Origin of the sequence: Nocardiopsis quinghaiensis (assembly GCF_008638365.1) — a bacterium.
In the GTDB taxonomy this organism is placed as follows: Bacteria; Actinomycetota; Actinomycetes; order Streptosporangiales; family Streptosporangiaceae; genus Nocardiopsis; species Nocardiopsis quinghaiensis.
Map to the genome: position 1 here is coordinate 18,055 of NZ_ML703337.1, position 20,955 is coordinate 39,009.

19 protein-coding genes are annotated in these 20,955 nt (G+C 71.6%); 4 read left to right on the plus strand and 15 right to left on the minus strand.

Translation table 11 applies throughout. The features are described 5' to 3' along the window. The first annotated feature begins 150 nt into the window (after positions 1 to 150). Entirely contained in the window at positions 151 to 654 is a 504-nt protein-coding gene (locus FYX01_RS00085) for a hypothetical protein (protein ID WP_150236337.1), read from the plus strand. 143 nt (positions 655 to 797) lie between these two features. Then, positions 798 to 1,334, plus strand: coding sequence for a hypothetical protein (locus tag FYX01_RS00090; RefSeq protein ID WP_150236338.1), 537 nt, complete (start codon positions 798 to 800; stop codon positions 1,332 to 1,334). A gap of 80 nt (positions 1,335 to 1,414) precedes the next feature. On the opposite strand, the gene FYX01_RS00095 is transcribed toward FYX01_RS00090, so the two are convergent. The 10 genes from FYX01_RS00095 to FYX01_RS00140 form a co-directional block, all read right to left on the minus strand. Continuing rightward, on the minus strand, positions 1,415 to 2,704 hold the full coding sequence (locus FYX01_RS00095; RefSeq protein WP_150236339.1) for a thymidine phosphorylase: 1,290 nt from the start codon (positions 2,702 to 2,704) through the stop codon (positions 1,415 to 1,417). Positions 2,705 to 2,795: 91 nt separating this feature from the next. Further along, the gene (locus FYX01_RS00100; RefSeq protein ID WP_150236340.1) at positions 2,796 to 3,224 is read right to left on the minus strand and encodes a cytidine deaminase; all 429 of its coding nucleotides are present in this window, start codon (positions 3,222 to 3,224) and stop codon (positions 2,796 to 2,798) included. Then, positions 3,203 to 4,465, minus strand: a complete 1,263-nt coding sequence (locus FYX01_RS00105) for an ABC transporter permease (RefSeq protein ID WP_150236341.1) — start codon at positions 4,463 to 4,465, stop codon at positions 3,203 to 3,205. The genes FYX01_RS00100 and FYX01_RS00105 overlap by 22 nt, the downstream gene beginning before the upstream one ends. Then, positions 4,462 to 6,036 (minus strand): ABC transporter permease subunit, encoded by a 1,575-nt coding sequence (locus FYX01_RS00110; RefSeq protein ID WP_150236342.1) that lies wholly within the window; start codon positions 6,034 to 6,036, stop codon positions 4,462 to 4,464. The genes FYX01_RS00105 and FYX01_RS00110 overlap by 4 nt, the downstream gene beginning before the upstream one ends. After that, the gene (locus tag FYX01_RS00115; RefSeq protein WP_150236343.1) at positions 6,029 to 7,606 is read right to left on the minus strand and encodes an ABC transporter ATP-binding protein; all 1,578 of its coding nucleotides are present in this window, start codon (positions 7,604 to 7,606) and stop codon (positions 6,029 to 6,031) included. The genes FYX01_RS00110 and FYX01_RS00115 overlap by 8 nt, the downstream gene beginning before the upstream one ends. A 339-nt stretch (positions 7,607 to 7,945) precedes the next feature. After that, entirely contained in the window at positions 7,946 to 8,998 is a 1,053-nt protein-coding gene (locus FYX01_RS00120) for a BMP family lipoprotein (protein ID WP_150236344.1), read from the minus strand. A 352-nt stretch (positions 8,999 to 9,350) separates the two neighbouring features. Then, a complete protein-coding gene (locus FYX01_RS00125) occupies positions 9,351 to 10,052 on the minus strand; it encodes an alpha/beta fold hydrolase (RefSeq protein WP_394350419.1) in 702 nt (233 codons plus the stop codon). A gap of 172 nt (positions 10,053 to 10,224) precedes the next feature. Then, positions 10,225 to 10,569: a biotin/lipoyl-containing protein gene (locus tag FYX01_RS00130; RefSeq protein ID WP_150236346.1), complete on the minus strand. Its 345-nt coding sequence runs from the start codon at positions 10,567 to 10,569 to the stop codon at positions 10,225 to 10,227. Positions 10,570 to 10,575: 6 nt separating this feature from the next. Further along, positions 10,576 to 11,595, minus strand: a complete 1,020-nt coding sequence (locus FYX01_RS00135) for an alpha-ketoacid dehydrogenase subunit beta (RefSeq protein ID WP_150236347.1) — start codon at positions 11,593 to 11,595, stop codon at positions 10,576 to 10,578. Next, on the minus strand, positions 11,592 to 12,629 hold the full coding sequence (locus FYX01_RS00140) for a thiamine pyrophosphate-dependent dehydrogenase E1 component subunit alpha (RefSeq protein WP_150236348.1): 1,038 nt from the start codon (positions 12,627 to 12,629) through the stop codon (positions 11,592 to 11,594). Before FYX01_RS00140 ends, FYX01_RS00135 begins: the two co-directional genes overlap by 4 nt. A 735-nt stretch (positions 12,630 to 13,364) precedes the next feature. On the opposite strand from FYX01_RS00140, the gene FYX01_RS00145 reads away from it, so the two are divergent. Beyond that, positions 13,365 to 13,856, plus strand: coding sequence for an Lrp/AsnC family transcriptional regulator (locus FYX01_RS00145; RefSeq protein WP_150236349.1), 492 nt, complete (start codon positions 13,365 to 13,367; stop codon positions 13,854 to 13,856). Between the two features lie 6 nt (positions 13,857 to 13,862). On the opposite strand, the gene FYX01_RS00150 is transcribed toward FYX01_RS00145, so the two are convergent. From FYX01_RS00150 to deoC, 5 genes are all read right to left on the minus strand, one after another. Beyond that, a complete protein-coding gene (locus FYX01_RS00150; protein WP_150236350.1) occupies positions 13,863 to 15,539 on the minus strand; it encodes a phospho-sugar mutase in 1,677 nt (558 codons plus the stop codon). 17 nt (positions 15,540 to 15,556) lie between these two features. Next, positions 15,557 to 16,354: a purine-nucleoside phosphorylase gene (locus FYX01_RS00155; protein WP_150236351.1), complete on the minus strand. Its 798-nt coding sequence runs from the start codon at positions 16,352 to 16,354 to the stop codon at positions 15,557 to 15,559. 174 nt (positions 16,355 to 16,528) lie between these two features. Then, positions 16,529 to 17,479, minus strand: coding sequence for an aldehyde dehydrogenase family protein (locus FYX01_RS00160; protein ID WP_150236352.1), 951 nt, complete (start codon positions 17,477 to 17,479; stop codon positions 16,529 to 16,531). Beyond that, positions 17,472 to 18,902: an aldehyde dehydrogenase family protein gene (locus FYX01_RS00165; protein WP_150236353.1), complete on the minus strand. Its 1,431-nt coding sequence runs from the start codon at positions 18,900 to 18,902 to the stop codon at positions 17,472 to 17,474. Before FYX01_RS00165 ends, FYX01_RS00160 begins: the two co-directional genes overlap by 8 nt. Before the next feature lie 5 nt (positions 18,903 to 18,907). Then, positions 18,908 to 19,855: a deoxyribose-phosphate aldolase gene (gene deoC / locus FYX01_RS00170; protein ID WP_150236354.1), complete on the minus strand. Its 948-nt coding sequence runs from the start codon at positions 19,853 to 19,855 to the stop codon at positions 18,908 to 18,910. A gap of 417 nt (positions 19,856 to 20,272) precedes the next feature. On the opposite strand from deoC, the gene FYX01_RS00175 reads away from it, so the two are divergent. Further along, on the plus strand, positions 20,273 to 20,872 hold the full coding sequence (locus FYX01_RS00175; RefSeq protein ID WP_223830219.1) for a GNAT family N-acetyltransferase: 600 nt from the start codon (positions 20,273 to 20,275) through the stop codon (positions 20,870 to 20,872). Positions 20,873 to 20,955 lie beyond the last annotated feature (83 nt).

Below are 20,955 nucleotides of genomic sequence, written 5' to 3' on the forward strand. Positions count from 1 at the left end.
ACCCGAGCGCGGCGGCGGCCACGCGACGGACCGAGCACGTGCTGCTTGTTCTGCGCGGAACGGGCGACTGGTCACGATATGGCCGAAAGTGGCCACCGAGCGTGTGTTATCCCCCTCGGAACCGGGATGAGCGCGCGGTATTTTGGCGCCGTGAGTACCTCTCCAGAAGACAAGAACCCCGCCGACCACTCCTCTCCCGAGGACGGAGCGGCCGAGGCCTCCACCACGGACACCGCGGCCGAGGCCTCCGCCACGGACACCGGGGCGGGCGACGCCTTCCTCGCGGGCACACCGATGGGGACGGCCCCCGCGACGGGCGGACTGTTCTCCGCCGAGACCTTCGGCGTCATCGGACTGATGCTGTTCGCCCTGGTCGCCCTCAACACCCGGCTCCTCCAGCTCTTCGGCTGGTTCTTCGTGGGCGGGATCCCGACGGTGCAGAGCCGGGGGGAGATCAGCATGTACACGGGCGAGGTGGCCGCTGCGGGCGGCCTGAGCGCCCTGGCCGTGCTCGCCGGGGCCGTGGCGCTGTTCCGGGGCAACGCCTCCACACGGGCCTGGGCCCGCTGGGCCGCCGCGGCGACCGTGATCACGGGCGCCCTACTGCTCCTGGTCTCGGTCCTGACCTTCGTGAACCTGCCCCAGTCCCCCTGAGCCCTCGGCCGCACCCGGCGGGCCCGGACCCCGGACGGGGCGCCGGCCGACGGGAAGGCTCCTTGCCCGCCGTTGCCATACCGAATACACGAGTGGGCGTTTCACAGAACCTCCTTTGGTGCTTCCGCGGATACGTTGGCCACGTGAGCACATCACCGGAAGACCGCGAACCGAACGACCGCGCCTGGGATGCCGACCACGCCCGGGCCGCCGACGACGCACCGACCACCGGGGCCGAGCCCTCGTTCGCGCCCCAGGAGGGCGCCGGGGCCGAGGCGGCCGCCCCGCGGGAGGAGGGGGAGTCTCCCGCGGAGCCCGGCCCGGGTGGCATCCTCTCGGCGGAGACCTTCGCCCTGACCTCGCTGGTCCTGCTCGCCGTGACCGTACTCTCGGGCCAGCTGTTCCAGCTCTTCACCACCATGCTCCTCATCGGCGACCAGCCGGTTCCCTCGAACCAGGTGGCGCAGTTCTCCACCCAGGTGGTCATCAGCGGCGTAGCGGCCGCCGTCGCGGCGCTGGCGGCGGGGATCTCACTCCTCATGGCCGGCGCCGGAACCCGACCCTGGGCGCGGTGGGTGGCCACCACGGCGCTGATCGTGAGCCTGCTGCTGGTGCTCCTGGCGGTCGTGACGTACATCCTGATGCCGGCCGGCGCGGAGATGCAGCAGCCCACGTTCTGAGGACGGCCCTGGCCGGCGGCGCCCGGCACGGGACCCTCCCGAGGGTCCGGAAAGCGGCGGAGCCGCCCTCCGGAAGCAGGTCAGGCGATCCGGTCGATCACCAGCGGCCGGGCCTCGTAGCCGGCCTCCGGGTCGATGTCGAAGGCGCCCTCCAGCGCCTCGGCCGCGCGCTCGAACCGCTCCGCCTCGTCCGCGTACAGGGTGAACAGGGGCTCTCCCGCCACGACCTCCTCGCCCGGCTTGGCGTGCAGGGTCATCCCGGCTCCGAAGGACACCGCGTCCTCCTTGCGGGCCCGGCCCGCGCCCAGCCGCCACGCGGCCAGCCCCACCTGGTAGGCGTCCAGCCGGGTGACCGTGCCCGTGGCCGGGGCGAGCACCACCCGGTGCTCGGCGGCCACCGGCAGCGGCGCCTCCGGGTCACCGCCCTGCGCCCGGACCAACCGCTTCCAGGAGGCCAGGGCGCTGCCGTCCCGCAGGGCCTCGGCGGGGTCCTTGACCCCGTTCTCCCCGGGCGTCAGCCCGGCCGCGGCCAGCATCTCCCGGGCCAGCGCCACGGTCAGCTCCACCACGTCCGCGGGCCCGCCGCCGGCGAGGACCTCCACCGACTCGGCGACCTCCAGCGCGTTGCCCACCCGGCGGCCCAGCGGCGTGGCCATGTCGGTGAGCAGGGCGACCGTGCGCACCCCGTGGTCGTTGCCGATGTCGACCATCGTGCGGGCCAGCTCCCGGGCGGAGGCGACGTCCTTCATGAACGCGCCCGACCCCACCTTGACGTCCAGCACCAGCGAGCCGGTGCCCTCGGCGAGCTTCTTGCTCATGATGGAGGCCGCGATCAGCGGGATGGACTCCACCGTCCCGGTCACGTCGCGCAGCGCGTACAGCTTCCGGTCGGCCGGGGCCAGCCCGGACCCCGCCGCGCAGATCACCCCGCCGGTGGAGTCCAGCACCCGCCGCATCTCCCCGGTGGACAGCGACGCCCGCCAGCCGGGGATCGACTCCAGCTTGTCCAGGGTTCCACCGGTGTGGCCCAGCCCCCGCCCGGACAGCTGCGGCACGGCCGCGCCGCACGCCGCGACGGTCGGGGTGAGCGGCAGGGTGATCTTGTCGCCCACCCCGCCCGTGGAGTGCTTGTCGGTGGTGGGCCGGTCCAGGTCGGAGAAGTCCAGGCGCTCCCCCGAGGCCAGCATCGCCTCGGTCCAGCGGCCGACCTCGGTCCGGTTCATCCCCCGCAGGAAGATCGCCATGGCCAGCGCCGACATCTGCTCCTCGGCCACCTCGCCCCGGGTGTAGGCGTCGATCACCCAGTCGATCTGTCCTGGGGTGAGCTCGCCCCCGTCGCGCTTGGCTCGGATGACCTCGATGACGTCCATGTCATGTCCTTCCTGGCGGGAAAACACGTCTCCCCGGTCGCCGCGAGGCGGGCGGCGTCCGGGGAGGCGGGGCACTGATCGGGCTAATCGATTATGTGAGGTCGTCCGGGCCGAAGGCCTGCGGCAGGACCTGGTCCATGGTCCGGACTCCCTCGGGGGTGTCCACCAGCATGTGCGGACCGCCGTGCTCGAACAGCAGCTGTCGGCAGCGCCCGCACGGCATGAGGGTCTCCCCCCGGCCGTCCACGCAGCTGAACGCCCTCAGGCGGCCTCCGCCGGAGGCGTACAGGGCGCTGACCAGTCCGCACTCGGCGCACAGGCCCAGCCCGTAGGAGGCGTTCTCCACGTTGCAGCCGCTGACCACCCGGCCGTCGTCGACCAGGGCCGCCGCGCCCACCGGGTAGTTCGAGTAGGGCGCGTAGGCCCGGGCCATGGCCTGGCGGGCCGCGGTCCGCAGCTCCGCCCAGTCCACGGTCCGGGAGTCCGGGGGTCCGTCCGTCATGACCGGCTCGCCCTCCACTGCTTGCCGATCCCGGCGGGCGGCCGCAGCCTCTGGGAGGCCAGCGAGAGCACCAGCAGGGTGGTGATGTGCGGGCTGTAGGTGGCCAGCTCGCGCGGGAGCGAGTCGGTGGAGAAGTACCACATCAGCAGCAGGACCCCGATGAGCGCACCGGCGGCGGCCAGTCCCTTGCGGTCCCGGCGCACCTGCCACAGGGCCACCGCCAGCAGGGCCACCGCCAGGAGCAGCAGCAGAGCGTGGACGGCCGCGCCGCCGCCGCGCACCTGGAGCGCGTCGGTGTAGCCGAACAGGCCCGCGCCCATGGCCAGTCCGCCCGGGCGCCAGTTCCCGAAGATCATCGCGGCCAGACCGATGAAGCCGCGACCGCCGGTCTGCCCCTCCTGGTAGATCTGCGAGGCCACGATGGCCAGGAACACACCGCCCATGCCGGCCAGGCCGCCGGAGACGGTCACCGCGACGTACTTGAGGCTGTACACCGGCACACCGAGGGACTCGGCGGCGTCGGGGTTCTCGCCCACCGAGCGCAGCCGCAGGCCGAAGGTGGTCCGCCACAGCACCAGGTAGGTCAGCGGGACCATCAGGATCGCGACGACCGTCAGCGCGGGCATGTACGTGGTCGCGCCGACCACCAGCGAGGCCAGGTCGGCGACCAGGAAGATCCCGCTGTCGGCGACAGGGCCGAGCACGTCGGCGACGAAGGGCAGGCCCCACACCGGGAACGACGGCGCCATCGGCGACTGGGCCGCGCCCGCGCCGGGCACGTCGGAGTAGACCAGGATCGACAGGTAGCGCATGGCGCCGAGCATGAGGATGTTGATCGCCACGCCGGAGACGATGTGGTCCACCGCGAAGGTCACCGTGGCCACGGCGTGCAGGAGCCCGCCCGCCATACCGGCGAGCACGCCCGCCAGCAGGCCGATCCACGGGTTGTCCGTGGACCAGGCGAAGTAGGCACCGAACCAGGTGCCCAGGATCATCATGCCTTCCAGGCCGATGTTGATGATGCCCGCGCGCTCGGACCACAGACCGCCCAGGGCGGCCAGGCCGATGGGTACCGCGAAGGTGATGGTGGTGTTGATGGTGCCCGCGTCGGTGAGCATGTCCTGGCCGGTGATGACACGCAGCCCCGACAGGGACACCAGCACCGCGCCGAACAGGGTGAGGAAGCGCCAGCGCGACCACCCCCGTGGCCGCCGCGGGGCCTTGGCCACCGGCTCCATCACGTTGATCTCCTGGCTCACTGGGCCTCCCCGCCGCGCTTGCCGTCGGAGTCGGGAACGGTGTCCTCGCCGTCGGCGCTCCCGCCCCCGTGTACCGGGGACACGGTCTCCGTCTCCTGTGTGGTCGACCCGGCGGTGGTGCCGAGCTGTTTGCCGATCTGCTGCTGCTGGTAGCGGCGGCCCCAGCGGTGCACGACCTCGTAGACCACCACGACGGTGAGCACGATGGTGGCCTGCGAGATGACCGCGATCTCCTGCGGGATGCCGTCGAAGGGCAGGATGCCCGACGCCTGGCTCAGGAAGGCCCAGAACAGGGAGGCGAAGACGATGCCCACCGGGTGGTTGCGGCCCAGCAGGGCGATGGCGATACCGATGAAGCCGATACCGGTCGGGAAGTCCAGGGCGTAGTAGTAGGAACTGCCCAGCAGCTGGGGCAGGCCCACCAGGCCGGCGACCATGCCCGAGAAGAGCATGGACAGGAACACCATCTTCCTGACGTTCACGCCGCTGGCCTCGGCCGCCGTCTGCGACTCGCCGGTGGCCCGCAGCTCGAAGCCGAAGCGGGTCCGGTTGAGCATCACCCAGTAGCCGACACCGACCGCGACGGCCAGGAACACGAAGCCGAAGATCCTGTCGTCGGAGCCGAGGAAGCCCGCGGGGATGCCCGGGACCCAGGACGACTCGGGCATGGGCGGGGTGCCGATGTTGTTGGTGCTGATCTCCACCGCGAGGCGGTCGGTGCTCAGCAGGTAGGCGGTGATACCGGTGGCGATCGAGTTGAGCATGATCGTGGAGATCACCTCGGACACGCCCCGGGTCACCTTGAGGTAGCCGGCGATACCGGCCCACGCTCCGCCGACGGCCACGGCCGTGACGATGATGACGATCTGGCTGAGCACCGGAGGCAGCACGAGGTAGCCGCCCACGGCGGCCGCCAGCAGCGCGGCGAGCCGGTACTGGCCGTCCACGCCGATGTTGAACAGCTTCATCTTGAAGCCGATCGCCACGGCGACGGCGGCCAGGTAGTAGGTGGTGCCGTCGTTGATGACCCGCACCAGGCTGTCGGGCCTGGTGCCGTACTCGACCATCCGGTCGAACGTGGCCAGCGGCGGGATGCCGCTGAAGTACAGCACGGCCGCGGTGACCGCGATGGCGATGACACCCGCGGCCAGGACCGCGGCGAAGGACAGCGCCAGCATCGTCGACAGCCGGTGGAACAGCAGGAACGCCGCGGCGGAGCCGACCAGGGCGCCCAGGGCGGCGGCGACCGGCTCGACCAGGGACAGGTCAAGGAACCATGCGGTCAGCAGGCCCGAGACCACCGACAGCACCAGGGCCGTCGGGACGACCAGGGTGGTGTGCAGGACCGTTCGCTCCTCGCGGGCGCCGACGGCGCCCGTGCCGCGCCCGCCGGGCACCAGGGGCCCGGTCCAGGCCACGGCGGCGAAGGCCGCCACGACGCCGATGACCAGCGCCACCCACCACAGCAGCGCCGTGTCCAGGACCACGGTCAGCAGCGTTCCCAGGGCCAGGGAGGCGCCCAGCGCCGCGGGTGCGGGCAGGCCCGTGTCGGGACGGGGAATCCTACTCATGCGTGCCGCCCTCACCTTCCGTGCTCTTGTCGGCCCCGTCCAGTCCGGCACCGGTCATGGCCGAGCCCAGCTGTTCGGGCGTGACGGTGGTCGGGTCAGCCTGGGCGACCAGGCGGCCGCGCAGGATCACGTGCAGGGTGTCGGACATACCGATCAGCTCGTCCAGGTCGGCGGAGACCAGCAGCACCGCCAGACCGGCGGCGCGGGCGTCGCGCAGCTGCTCCCAGATGGCGGCCTGGGCGCCCACGTCCACACCGCGGGTGGGATGTGCCGCGACCAGGAAGCGCGGGGACCCGCTCATCTCCCTGCCGATGATGAACTTCTGCTGGTTGCCGCCGGACAGGGCGTCGGCGACCACGTCGATGTTGGGGGTGCGCACGTCGTACTCGGCGACGATGCGCTCGGAGTCGGCGCGCGCCCCGGTCCTGTTGATCCAGGGGCCGCGCACGCTGGGTTCCTTGGTCTGGTGGCCCAGGATGCGGTTCTCCCACAGCGGGGACTCCAGCAGCATGCCGTGACGGTGCCGGTCCTCGGGGATGTAGCCCACACCCGCCTCGCGGATCCGCAGCGTGGACCAGCCGGTGACGTCGTGCTCCTCCAGGGAGATGCGCCCCGAGGCCAGCTGGCGCATGCCCATGATGGCCTCGATCAGCTCGGACTGGCCGTTGCCCTCCACACCGGCGACACCGACGATCTCGCCCCGGTGGATGTCCACGCTGACCCCGTCCACGACGGCCCGGCCGTCGGGGGAGTGGACGGTGACCCCGTCCAGGGACAGCACGACGTGGTCGGTGACGGTGGACTCCCGCAGCTCGGGCACGGGCAGTTCGCCGCCGACCATCAGCGTGGCCAGGTCCTGGGCGGTGGTGGTGCCCGGGTCCGCGGTGGCCACGGTGGTGCCGCGGCGGATCACGGTGATCTCGTCGGCGACCGAGAGCACCTCGTCCAGCTTGTGGGAGATGAAGATGACGGTCAGGCCCTCGCGCTTGAGCTCGCGCAGGTTGTCGAACAGCTCGTCGACCTCCTGCGGGACCAGGACGGCGGTGGGTTCGTCGAGGATGATGGTCCGCGCGCCGCGGTAGAGGACCTTGAGGATCTCCACGCGCTGGCGCTCGCCGACGCCCAGGTCCGCCATCAGGCGGTCGGGCTCGACTCCGAGCCCGTACTGGTCGGACAGCGTCCGGATGTGCGTGCGGGCGCGGTTGCCGATGCCGAAGCGGCGCTCCGCACCCAGGACCACGTTCTCCAGCACGGTCAGGTTGTCGGCGAGCATGAAGTGCTGGTGCACCATGCCGATGCCGCTGCGGATGGCGTCGGAGGGCGAGTGGAAGCGCACCTCGCGGTCCCTGACGTGGATGTGGCCCTCGTCCGGGCGGTGCATGCCGTACAGGGTCTTCATCAACGTGGACTTGCCCGCACCGTTCTCGCCGACGATGGCGTGCACGGTACCGGGAGCCACGGTGATGTCGATGTCGTGGTTGGCCACGACCCCGGGAAAACGCTTGGTGATCCCGCGCAGCTCAACGGCGGGGGGCTCCAGGCCCCCGTCGCCCGATGGCGTGCTGCTCATCTGTCTCCTCGTGAACTTGCGGCGTGGCGCGGGCCGGAGGGGCCGGATCGCGGCCGCTTCCGGGCGCCCCCGTCGCGAAACGGCAACCGGGGCGGTACCGGCCCGGGGTCACCCGGTCCGGTACCGCCCGTGGATGCGGCCACCGCGGGTCCCGCCCCGCGGTGACTGTGTTTCTTGGGACCGGGCCCCAGGGGACCGGTCCGGGCGCCCGCGGGGTTCTGGAGGCGCCGGAGGTGGGACTGCGAGGAACGAGCAGTCACACCGTAGGCCCCGAAGGTTCCCGCTCCTTGGGCGCTCGAACACGGACCAAAGCGAAGCGGAGGTCCGAAGGAACACTGTCTACGGCTCGGTCGGGACCTCGATCTCGCCGTCGACGATCTGCTGCTTGATCTCTTCCAGCTGGTCCTGGATCGGGCTGATCGCCTCTTCGTTGGACTGGGTGTAGTCCACGCCGCCGTCGGCGAGCTCGAAGCGCTGGATGCCGCCCTCGGCCTCTCCCTCGGTGGCGGCCTTGATCAGCTCGAACACGGCCACGTCCACCTGCTTGATGGCGGAGGTGAGCACGTACGGCTTCTGGTCCTCCTCGGCGTTCTCGTACTGGTCGCTGTCGACGCCGATGAAGGTGAAGTCGTTCGTGACGGCCGCCTCCAGGACGCCGTTGCCCGAGGCTCCGGCGGCGTGGTAGATGACGTCCGCGCCGCGGTCGTACTGGGCCTGGGCGAGCTCGCGGCCCTTGGCCGGGTCGCTGAAGCCGCTCATGTCCGGCGGCTGGCTGAGGTAGTCGACCTCGACGTCGATGCCCTCGGTGACGTGCTCGGCACCCGCGACGTACCCGGCCTCGAACTTGTGGATCAGCGGGGTCTCGACACCGCCGATGAAGCCGACGTGGTCCTCCTCGGTGCTCAGTGCCGCGGCGGCACCGGCCAGGAAGGAGGCCTGCTCCTCGGCGAAGACCAGGCTGGTGACGTTGTCCATGCCCTCGATCTCGGAGTCCACGATGGCGAAGTGGACGTCCGGGTACTCGGCCGCGACCTCCTGGACGGCGCTGTCGTAGGCGAACCCGACCGCGATGACGACGTCGAAGCCCTCCTCGGCCATGGTCGCCAGGCGCTCCTCCTTCGCGGAGTCGGCCTCGCCGTCACTGGGCTCGAAGTCGGTGGTCTCGACACCGAGCTCCTCGGCCGCCTGGGACAGTCCTCGGTAGGCCGAGTCGTTGAAGGAGCGGTCGCCGCGACCGCCGACGTCGTAGGCCAGGCCGACCTGCAGTGCGGAGGCGGACTCCTCGTCGCCGCCTCCGTCGCCGCCTTCCTCCGCCGCGCTGTCACACGCGGTGAGGGCGATCACACCGGCTGCCGCGACGGCGGCGAACCTGACTGCGTTGCTGCGCTTCACTTCTCACTCCCCTTACGCACTCTCAGCGGCCAGCATTCGCGCGCGACCGAACTGAGTTCTGCAGCCGGACGATATCCGGTGGTCGAAAGTACATCGAACCAAAGGACGGAGTTGTTATGAAGGCGAGAGCGGAGCGACACGGGGCCTTACTCGGGAGTCACCGAACACGCACCCGAAGCGGTCGGCCCCGTTTCGACATTGCGTTCTTCGCGCCCCGTTCCCCGCGCCGACACGGCATTACCACGTTCGGCTCGCACGTGCTCACAGGTTGTCACAACAGCACGTGGGAACCAGCCGGTCTAGACCGGACTGACCGCGTCGGACGGCGGGGCGGGACGGCGGGGCGGTGGACTCAGTCCGCGAGGAAGTCCAACACGGCCTGTCTGAAGAGCCGGGAGGAGACGGCGTTGGCGTGGTCGCGGCCGGGGACCTCCACGTGGGTTCCGCCGCAGCGCTCGGCGAGCTCGGCCGCGCCCTCCGCGAGCGTGTCCCCGGCACCCGAGACCAGCAGCAGGGGGATCCCGGTGAGCGGTGGGTCCGCGTCGAAGGGGCGTGAGGCCTGGCCGCGCGCGCAGGCGGCCAGCGCGGCGGCGTCGTTGCCGGGCAGGGCCGCCACCGTGCGGTAGACGAGATCGAAGGGCGCGTCCCCGGAACCGGGGTCGGACAGGTCCGCTCCGGCAAAGGCATTTTTCGGCCCGAAACCACCGAGAACCACACGTCCGACCCGTTCGGGCGCGGTCAACGCCAGTTCCCAGGCCAGACGCGAGCCCATCGAGTAACCGACCACGTCGACCTTGTCCACACCCAACTCGTCGAGCATGGCGAGAAGGTCGGCGACGAAGTGTTCGGGCAGGTAGGAGGCGCTGTCGGCCGGTTTGTCGCTGGTGCCGTGGCCGCGCAGATCAGGCCCGATGACCCGCAGCCCGGCCGCCTCCAGGGCCTGGGCCCATCCGGCGGCACGCCAATTCATGCTGAAATCGGTGCCGAAACCGTGCAGCAAAAGTACGGGAACTCCGCCCCCGGAGGCCTGCGGACGCAAATCCACATAGCGCATTGTCACGTCGCCGGCGAGATTCGCGGACATGGAACCCTCAATCCCTGTCTCTGGAGAATGTGAGAGGGCCGCCAAAGACGCACTCGGAGATTTCTCCCAACAGTGGACGCCCACAGGCGCCACTGTTCGTGGTTTTCTCCGTAACGGTGTCCTCGGCGGCCCGGTGCCGCCGTCAGTCCGACGGAGGCCTGAGCCTTACCCTGCGTGCGGGCCGTGCCTCCTCGGCGGGTACCCGGCCCACGATGCCCGCCTGGGGCGCGTCGGCGGCGGCCTCGACCTCGAAGGTCACCAGGGGGTCGCCCACGGGCACGACCTGCTCCTCCTCGGCGTGCAGCTCGACGACCCTGCCCGCCTTGGGCGAGGGGATGACCACCGCGGACTTGGTGGTCTCCACCTCCACCAGGGGCGCGTTGCGTTCGACCACGTCGCCCACGGCGACCTGCCATTCGAGGACGGTCGCCTCGACCAGGCCCTCGCCCAGGTCGGGGAGCGTGAAGGTGAAGTTCTCCTGTGCCATGTCGCTCTAGTACTCCAGGGTCCGTTGCACCGCGAACAGGACGCGGTCGATGGTCGGCAGGTACTGCGGCTCCAGGGGACCCGCGGGGTAGGGCACGTCGAAGCCGGTGACGCGCTGGACGGGGGCGGCCAGGTCCCGGAAGCAGTTCTCCGTGACCAGGGCGGCGACCTCCGCGCCGAGCCCGGCGGTCAGCGGCGCCTCGTGGACGACCACGGCGCGTCTGGTGCGCGAGACCGAGGCGGCCAGTCCGGCGGCGTCGATGGGCTTGAGCCAGCGCAGGTCCAGCACCTCCAGGTCCACACCGTCCTCGGCGGCCAGTTCGGCCACCTGCACGCAGCGGTGCACCATGGCACCCCAGGCGATGAGAGTGGCGTGGCGGCCCGGACGCACGATGCGGCTGGTACCGATGGGGTCGCTGGGCTCGCGCAGCCGGACGGGCCTGCGGTCCCAGTAGCGGGCCTTGGGCTCCATGTAGACGACGGGGTCGTCGGAGCGCACCGACTGCAGCAGCAGACTGTAGGCGTCGGCGGGGCCGGAGGGCACGGCGACCTTGAGGCCGGGGGTGTGCGCGAAGAGCGCCTCCAGGCTCTCCCCGTGGTGCTCGGGCGCCTGGATGCCGCCGAAGGAGGGCAGCCGCAGGGTGATCGGCATGGGGGCCGCGCCACGGGTGCGGTAGTTCATGCGCGCCACCTGGTTGACGATCTGGTCGATCGCGGGATAGGCGAAACCGTCGAACTGCAGTTCGGGGACGGGCCTCCAGCCGTTCATGGCCAAGCCGACCGCCATGCCCATGATGGCGGACTCGGCGAGGGGGGTGTCGAAGACACGCTTGTCGCCGAACTCCTTCTGGAGCCCGTCGGTGACGCGGAAGACCCCGCCCAGGGCGCCGACGTCCTCACCGAAGACCAGCACCTCGGGGTCCTCGGTGAGCAGGTCGCGCAGGGCGCGGTTGATGGCCTGCTGCATGGACAGCTCGACCACGGGGGCGTCGGCGGCGGTGTCGGCGCGTTCGATCAGCTCGGTCACAGCTCGACCTCTTCCTGCCAGATGCGGCGCTGCCGGGTCAGCTCCTCGGTGGTCTCCCGGAAGACGTGGGTGAACAGGTCCGAGCCGTCGGGCTCGGGAGCGTTGGCCACGCCGTCGCGGACGCGCTCGGCCTCCCGTGCGGCCCGGGCGTCGACCTCGGCGAGGCGGGCCTCGTCGGCGTGCCCGGCGGCGAGCAGGGCCTCGCGCATCAGGCTGACGGGATCACGGTCGCGCCAGCGCTCGGTCTCGGAGCCGTCGCGGTAGCGGCTGGGGTCGTCGGAGGTGGAGTGGGGCTCGACGCGGTAGGTGAGCGCCTCGATGACGGAGGGGCCCTCGCCTCGGCGGGCCCTGGCCACGGCCTCGGCGGTGGCCTCGTAGACCGCGCCCGCGTCGTTGCCGTCCACCAGGACGCCGGGCATGCCGTAACCCTCGGCCCGCGCGGAGACGGAGCCGCCCGCGATCTGGCGTTCGTTGGGCACCGACAGCGCCCACTGGTTGTTCTGGCAGAAGAAGACCACCGGGGCTCCGAAGACCCCCGCGAAGTTCATCGCCTCGTGGATGTCGCCCTCGGAGCTGGCGCCGTCGCCGAAGTAGGCCAGGGCCACGCCCTCGTCACCGCGCAGCCGCTCCCCCACGGCCCATCCGACCGCGTGCGGCACGGGGCCGCCGACCACGGCGTTGACGGCGCCGAACCGGGAGGCCATGACGTCGTGGAGGCCGCCGTGCCACAGGGCGCGGTGGGTGGCCATGTAGCCGACCATCTCCACGCCGTAGGCCAGGGCGGAGGCCATCTCGCGGTAGGTGGGGAAGACGAAGTCGCGTGCGGGGTCCAGCGCCGAGGCGCTGGCGACCTGGGCGGCCTCCTGCCCGCGCACGGACACGTAGGCGGGGAAGACGCCCTGGCGCTGCAGGGCGATGGCCTCGGTGTCCAGGTCGCGCGCGGTCCTCATGTCTCGGTAGAGCGCACAGGTGAGGTCGGGGGGCAGGTGGTCCACGGTGATGGTTCCCCGGCCCGCTGACTCGTGGGTTGGCATGTCGAGCGGCTCCCAACGTGGCCCTGCCGCGTGTGGTGACGCGGACCGGGCTGGGTGGTCATGTCCTTACGTTGATTCTCCGGAAGATTCGACACTTTCGCTAGATATCAACAGATAATTGATACACACAGGGACGAGATGACTCAGTCCGTCCTCGATCGTCTAGCACCTAGCTCACATGACCCACGAAAACGACACACGGCCCTATACACATAGGAACCACCACCAACCCTCACGAACCTCAGGACACCGCCGGAGGCACGCGCCCACCCCCACCGCCCGCGCCCGTTCTCACGGAGGGCGCTAGAATCACCACACACGGTGTTCAATCGACGCCGAGTTCGCATGTTCGCGGTAACCCGAACGCCCCGTCAACGAAAACCCACGAATCTACGACACATGAAGCCTCGAAAGGCCCTTCGGCGAGAACTTCTGTCTCGTTCCGGGTATCGCGGTGTGGTTACCCGCCAGTCGGGGAAACCTGCGACCCGCCAGCCGCGTCAACCATGGGTACAGTCGGACACCCCGACGCGCTCCCCGTCCGTCGGCCCCGTACGAGGGTCCCCGCTCCCCCGGTCACCACGACCCCGGCGGCCGGCCCGCCCCCACCCCCGGTCTCGCCGGCTGAGATTCCGATGGACGGAAACAACGTTTACCTGGTACTTCGTTAGCCCCGGTCAATGACGATGACAAGGGGCCCCATCCTGAAAACAAGAGCACACGAGGAGCACGCACATGGCCATGGGCGACCAACGTAGGAACGGCCGGCGGCCGGACACGACCGACCAGACGATCCTGAGCGCCCTCGCCAAGGACGCGCGGACCGGAATCACCGAGATCGCCGCACTGGCCAACGTGTCCCGGGCGACGGCCTACAACAGGATCAAGCGGCTCACCGACGAGGGCGTCATCAGCGGTTACTCCGTGGTGACCGACCACTCCAAGATGGGGCTCGGTGTCACCGCGCTCGTCCTCATCTCGGGCAGTCAGCCGGACTGGCGGGCCAACCGGGAGATCCTGTCCTCCTACCCGGAGATCGAGTACTGCTGGTACGTCGTGGGCTCGGCGGACATAGTCCTCCTCGTCCGTGTCGCCAACACCAACCAACTACGCGACCTGATCCTGACCCGGTTGCAGTCCCTTCCCGGTGTGACGTCCACCCAGACGCTCACCGTCATCGACGAGGTCGTACACCGACCGGTCGTGGAACCCGCCGACAGCGAGTGAGGACCCTCAACCCCTGACCACCCCGGCGACCGAGGCCATCAGCTCGGCGAGCAGGCCCGAGCCCAGTGCGCGGGTGGCCGCGACGTCGCCGTCCACATCCAGCACCACCTCGGCGTAGGCCTTCAGCTTGGGCTCCGTCCCCGAAGGGCGCAACGTCACACGTCCCCTGTCCTCCAACCGGAAGCGCAGGGCGTCCGTGGGTGGCAGACCCGCGTGTCCGGCGGCGAAGTCGTCGACTCCCGCCACACGCAGGGGCCCGAACGCGGCGGGCGGTTCGGCGCGCAACCGCCGCATCGCCGCGGAGATCACCGCGAGGTCCTCCACCCGTACCGAGAGCTGGTCGCTCAGGTGCAGTCCGTACCGGCGCGCCTGGTCGTCGAGCAGGTCGAGCAGCGTCCGGCCCTCGCGCCTGGCGTGGGCCGCGAGCGCCGACGCCACCAGGGCCGCGCTGATCCCGTCCTTGTCCGAGACCGGACGGCCGCCGTCACCGCCCACGCAGTAGCCCAGCGCCTCCTCGAACGCGAAGACCCGCCGCTGCCCGGGCCCGCCCGCGCGCGCCAGCCACTTGAAGCCGGTGAGGGTCTCCTCGTACCGCACCCCCCGGTCGCGGGCGATCTTGCCGAGCAGGCTGGAGGAGACGATCGAGGTGGCCACCACCCGGTCGGACCCGGTGGTGTGGTCCAGCACGTACTCGGCGAGGAGGCCGCCGACCTCGTTGCCGGTGAGCAGCCCGTGTCCGGGGACCGCGAGCGCGAGCCGGTCGGCGTCGGGATCGTTGGCGATCACCAGGTCGGAGCCGTCGGCGGCGCCGGTGGTCAGCGCCATGTCCATGGCGCCGGGCTCCTCCGGGTTGGGAAAGTCCACGGTCGGGAAGTCGGGGTCGGGGTCGAACTGGGCGTCGACCACGGACGGCCGGGGGAACCCGGCCCGCTCCATCGCCGCCAGCAGCACCCGGCCGCCCACACCGTGCATGGCGGTGTAGGTGGTGGCCAGGCCGCGGTCCCCGTCCGGGACCAGGGCGGTGACCGCGTCCAGGTAGCGGTCCACGACCTCCTGCCCCAGCACCGTCCAGTCCTCGCCCGTGGGCAGGTCGCCGACCGGTCCCACGGCGTCGATCCTGGCGGAGATCTCGGCGTCGGCCGGGGCGACGATCTGCGTGCCCGCGTCGGCGTCGCCGCCCGCCTTGCCGGCCCCGGCGTAGACCTTGTAGCCGTTGTCCTGCGGCGGGTTGTGGCTGGCGGTGACCATGATTCCGGCGTCGGCGCCCAGGTCGCGGACGGCGAAGGCCAGGACGGGGGTGGGCAGGGGTCCGGGCAGGAGGGACACCCGGTGCCCGGCACCGGTGAGGACGGAGGCGCTGTCGCGCGCGAAGTCCGCCGAGCGGTGCCGCGCGTCGTAGCCGATCACCACGTGTCCGGGACCGTCGCCGAGCCAGGCGGCTATCCCGGCCGCCGCCCGCATGACCACCACCCGGTTCATCCGGTTGGGGCCCGCGCCGAGTGCGCCGCGCAGCCCGGCGGTGCCGAACTCCAGGCGCGCGCCGAAGCGGTCGGCGAGGTCGGCCAGGGCCGCGGCCTCACCCCGCTCGGCACGCTCCACCAGGCACGACAACTCCACGCGGGTGTCGGGGTCGGGGTCCTGGGCGAGCCACCGCCCGGCCTGGTCGAGGATGCCGGCGGTCATCGGGGAACCGCTTCCCTTCACAGTTTGGCGACGATGTCGGCGAGCAGCCGGCCGACGGTTCCCGCGGCCTCCCTGCCGGTGGCCAGCACGTCCTCGTGGTCGAGGTTGGCGTCCTGGAGCCCGGCCGCGATGTTGGTGACCAGGGACAGGCCCAGGACCCGGGCGCCCGCCTCGCGCGCGGCGATGGCCTCCAGAACGGTGGACATGCCGACCAGGTCGGCGCCCATGGCACTGAGCATGCGGATCTCGGCGGGGGTCTCGAAGTGCGGGCCGGGCATGGCCGCGTACACGCCCTCGGGCAGGGTGGGGTCGACCGCGCGGGCCAGATCGCGCAGGCCGGGATCGTAGGTCTCGGTGAGGTCGACGAAGGTCGCACCGGTCAGCGGGGAGAGCGCGGTCATGTTGAGGTGGTCGGCGATGAGGACCGGGGACCCCACGGGGTAGGCGGGGTTGATGCCGCCCGCGGCGTTGGTCAGCACGATCGTCCTGGCCCCGGCCGCCACCGCGGTGCGCACACCGTGCACGACCGCGGCGGTGCCGTGGCCCTCGTACAGGTGGGTGCGGCCCAGGAAGGCGAGGATGTCGCGCTCGCCGTCGCTGATGCTGCGGACGGTGCCGCTGTGGCCCTCCACGGCCGGTGGTACGAAGCCGGGCAGGTCGGCGGAGGCCAGTTCGTGCCCGGACGCGCCGAGCAGGTCGGCCGCGGGCGCCCACCCCGATCCCATGACCAGGGCGACGTCGTAGCCGTCCACACCGGTGCGCGAGCGCAGGTCGGCGGCGGCCTCCTCGGCGGCGGCCTGGGGTGTGCGAGTCACAGCGGGTCTCTCCGTTCGTTCGTGCCTGGCTCAGTGGCCGAAAAGGCTCACAGGCCCGCTTCATTCGCGGTGATCTTGCCCGTAGAGGCGGGGTGGAACGCCGACCCCGCCTCTACGGGCAAGATCAGCACAGGTTGGGTTCCGTGTGTCACACCGGCAACGTATCCGGGCGTCCTAGATCCCGACAGGGTGCCAGACCGTCTTGGTCTCCAGGAAGGGGGTCATGCGCGCGGTGCCGGGGTCGGGGTCGAGCCAGGCCTCCTCGCCGCCGTCGGCCCCGGGGCCGGGGCGCAGTACCCGGGTGAGGGTGGTGGCCGCGGCCCTCTCGAACTCGACGGCCGACTCTCCGGCGCCGGTCAGGTCCAGGGCGTTGACGTCGGCGTGCGCGGCCAGGTGGGGGCCCAGTTCCGGCACACGGCCGGTGAGCAGGTTGACCACACCGCCGGGCAGGTCGGAGGTGGCGAGCACCTCGGCCAGGTCGATCGCGGCCAGCGGCGCGGTCTCGGAGGTGACCACGACGGCGGTGTTACCGGTGGCGATCACCGGGGCGACCACGCTGGTCAGACCGAGCAGGGGCGCGTACCGGGGCGCGAGGACCGCGACCACGCCGGTGGGTTCGGGGGCCGAGTGGTTGTAGTAGGGACCCGAGACGGGGTTGGCGCCGCCGAGCACCTGGGCGAACTTGTCGGTCCAGCCGGCGTAGTACACCCACCGGTCGACGGCGGCCGAGACCACCCGGTCGGCCTCGGCCCGGGACAGGCCCTGTGCGGCCACGGCCTGGGCGGCGAACTGGTCGCGGCGGCCCTCCAGCACCTCGGCGACCCGGTAGAGGATCTGGCCGCGGTTGTAGGCGGTGCGCGTCGACCAGCCGCCGAAGGCCTTGCGCGCGGCGGACACGGCGTCGCGGGCGTCCTTGCGTGAGGCGAGCGAGGCGTTGGCCAGGTGCTGGCCGCTGTCGGAGGTCACGGGGTAGCTCCTGCCCGATTCGGAGCGGGGGAAGGCCCCGCCCAGGTAGAGCTTGTAGGTCTTGCGGACCGCCAGGCGTGCCGGAGCCGGGCCGCCGGTGCCCCCGCCCGCCTCCGCCGCGCCCCTGGCGGCCTTCCTGGTGTTGCGCCGTTCAGCCAAGGTAGGCCTCCAATCCGTGACGCCCGCCCTCGCGGCCGTATCCCGACTCCTTGTAGCCGCCGAAGGGGCTGGCCGGGTCGAGCTTGTTGAACGTGTTGGACCAGATCACTCCGGCGCGCAGGCGCTCGGCGGTCCACAGCATGCGTGAGCCCTTCTCGGTCCACACTCCCGCGGAGAGCCCGTAGGGGGTGTTGTTGGCCTTGGCCACGGCCTCCTCCGGGGTGCGGAAGGTCAGCACCGAGAGCACGGGGCCGAAGATCTCCTCGCGGGCCACCCGGTGGGCCTGGCTGACGCCGGTCAGGACGGTGGGCGCGAACCAGTAGCCGCTCCGGGGCAGGTCGCACGCGGGCGACCAGCGCTCGGCGCCCTCGGCCTCGCCCGTGTCGGTGAGTTCGCGGATGCGCTCCAGCTGGGCGGCGGAGTTGATCGCGCCGAGATCGGTGTTCTTGTCCAGCGGGTCGCCCAGGCGCAGGCGGGAGATACGGGCCTTGAGCAGGGGCATCAGCTCATCGGCGATCGACTCCTGGACCAGCAGCCTGGAACCGGCACAGCACACGTGGCCCTGGTTGAAGAAGATGCCCGAGACGATGCCCTCGACCGCCTGGTCGATCGCGGCGTCGTCGTAGACGATGTTGGCGCCCTTGCCGCCCAGTTCCAGGGTGAGGCGCTTGTCGGTGCCCGCCACCGAACGGGCGATCTGGCGGCCGACCTCGGTGGAGCCGGTGAAGGCGACCTTGTCCGTGCCCGGGTGCTCCACGAGCGCGCGCCCGGTCTCGCCCGCGCCGGTGAGGATGTTGACCACGCCCGGGGGCAGGTCGGCCTCCTGGCAGATCTCGGCGAAGGCCAGCGCGGTGAGCGGGGTGGTCTCGGCGGGCTTGAGCACGACGGTGTTGCCGGTGGCCAGGGCCGGGGCGATCTTCCACGCGAGCATGAGCAGCGGGAAGTTCCACGGGATGACCTGCGCGGCCACGCCCAGCGGTCGCGGATCGGGGCCCAGACCGGCGTGGGCGAGTTTGTCGGCCCATCCGGCGTAGTAGAAGAAGTGGGCGGCGACCAGCGGCAGGTCGACGTCGCGGGTCTCCTTGATGGGCTTGCCGTTGTCCATGGACTCCAGCACGGCCAGTTCGCGCGAGCGCTCCTGGATGATGCGGGCGATGCGGAACAGGTACTTGCCGCGCTCGGCGGCCGGCATCCGGCTCCACACGGTCTCGTGGGCGCGGCGGGCCGCGGCCACGGCCCGGTCCACGTCGGCGGGTCCGGCGACGGCGACCTGGGCGAGCTTGGTCTCGTCGGCCGGGTTGAGCGTGGTGAGGTACTCGCCGCCCTCGGCCGGGGTGAAGGCGCCGTCGACGAACAGCTCGTAGGTCTCGCGCAGGGTGACGACGGAGCGGGACTCCGGTGCGGGCGCGTACTCGAAGATCACGGCTCTCAGTCCAGCGTGTAGTAGTCGGGGCCCGGATAGGTGCCGGTGGACAGCCTGGTGCGCTGCATCAGCAGGTCGTTGAGGAGGCTTGAGGCGCCGATCCGGAACAGGTCGGGGGTCAGCCAGTCGGGACCGGCGACCTCGTTGACCAGGACCAGGTTGCGGACGGCGTCCTTGGTGGTGCGGATTCCGCCCGCGGGCTTGACGCCCACGTGCCTTCCCGTGGCGGCGTGGTGGTCGCGGACCGCCTCCAGCAGGACCAGGGTGACCGGCAGTGTGGCGGCCGGGGACACCTTGCCGGTGGAGGTCTTGACGAAGTCTCCCCCGGCCCGGATGGCCAGGTGGGAGGCGCGGCGCACGTTGTCGTAGGTGGCGAGTTCGCCGGTCTCCAGGATGACCTTGAGGTGGGCGGCGCCGCAGGCCTCCTTGACCGCGGCGATCTCCTCGAAGACCTTGAGGTAGTCGCCGGACAGGAAGGCGCCGCGGTCGATGACCATGTCGATCTCGCCGGCGCCGTCGGCGACCGCGCGGCGGGTGTCGGCGAGCTTGGCCTCCATGGGCGCACGGCCCGAGGGGAAGGCGGTGGCCACCGAGGCCACGCCGACCCCGGTGCCGCGCAGCGCGTCGACGGCGGTGGCGACCATGTCGGAGTAGACGCACACGGCGCCGACGCGCGGCACGGTGCGGTCGGTGGGGTCGGGGTGGGCGGCCTTGGCGCACAGGGCCCGGACCTTGCCGGGGGTGTCGGCGCCCTCCAGGGTGGTCAGGTCCACCATGCTGATGGCCAGGTCGATGGCCTGGGACTTGGCGGTGGTCTTGACGGACCGGGTGGACAGGTCCTGGGCGCGGGCACGCGCGCCGACCTCGTCCACGCCCGGGAGTCCGTGCAGGAAGGCCCGGAGCGCGCGGTTGGTCGTCGCCTCGGGCGCGAATGCGGTGTGGGGCACGGGCACCTACAGCTCGATCGGATTGCTCGTTGGTCCGTCCGCCGTGGCCAGCGGAAACGGCTCCTGGTCGGCGCGGTGGGGGGAGGGGCCTCCCCGGTCCGGGCCGTCAGGCAGTCACCCTAACGCCGGGCGGAGTGGACGTCAGCATCCCGCAGGACCGCGCCGTCCAAGGTTGGAGAAGACTCCAAGGGCATCCGTGGCGGTTCCTCGTGCTTTTGCCCAAGCAGAGCACGAAAACCCCAGAAAACGGACACGAAGGCTCTTGCTCGTCCTTCTGCGGGAGCGCATGCGGTCTAGACCGGACCACTCCTGTGGACGGGCGGGCGCCGGATGCGAGACTGGCGCGAACCGAAGGGGGTGAGGGCGCCGGTGGACACGGCGGGACGGGCCGACCGCAGGACCGACGGGAGTGGTGGCATGGGCGTGAGCGGGGGAACGGGCGCGGACGTGAGCGGGCCCGCGGCCGCCGGGGCGGAACCGGTGCGCCTGGTGCGGTTGGACCGGCGCACCCCGGAGACGGCCCTGCTGCGGCGGGCCGTGCTCCGGCACCGCCTGCCGCCCGGCCAGCGCGGGCACGTGAAGCCCCCGGTGACCACCCTTCCCGCCGCCGACGCCGATCCGGCCCGCACCCCCTTCGCCGTCACCGCCGCCGGGCTCCCCGTCGCCGACGCCGCCGGGGCCCGTGCCGTCTGCGCGGGGTTCGGTGTCCTGGACCGGGCCGTGCACGTCCGCGACCTGGTCCCCGACCCGGCGCGCGCCGTGCTGCTGCGCGCCTTCTACCTCACCACGGCCTGGCAGGGCCGGGGCGTGGGACGGGCCGTGTGCTCCGCCCCGCTGCTGGACCGGCTGGCCTCCGACGTGGCCCCGCACGCCACCGAACTGGTGCTGTGCGTCAACGAGGCCAACCACGCCGCGTCGCGCGTCTACCGCGCCGCCGGGTTCGCCTTCACCGGGCACCGACTCCTGGACGGGACGGGAGAGACGCAGTCGGTGATGACCCGCCCCCTGGCCACGGAGGACTGAGCGGGGCGCGGGGACCCGCGGCGGCCCCGGGCCGGGGCCCGCGGGAAGGGACCGTCCGGGTCGGGAGCGTCTACCCTGGCAGC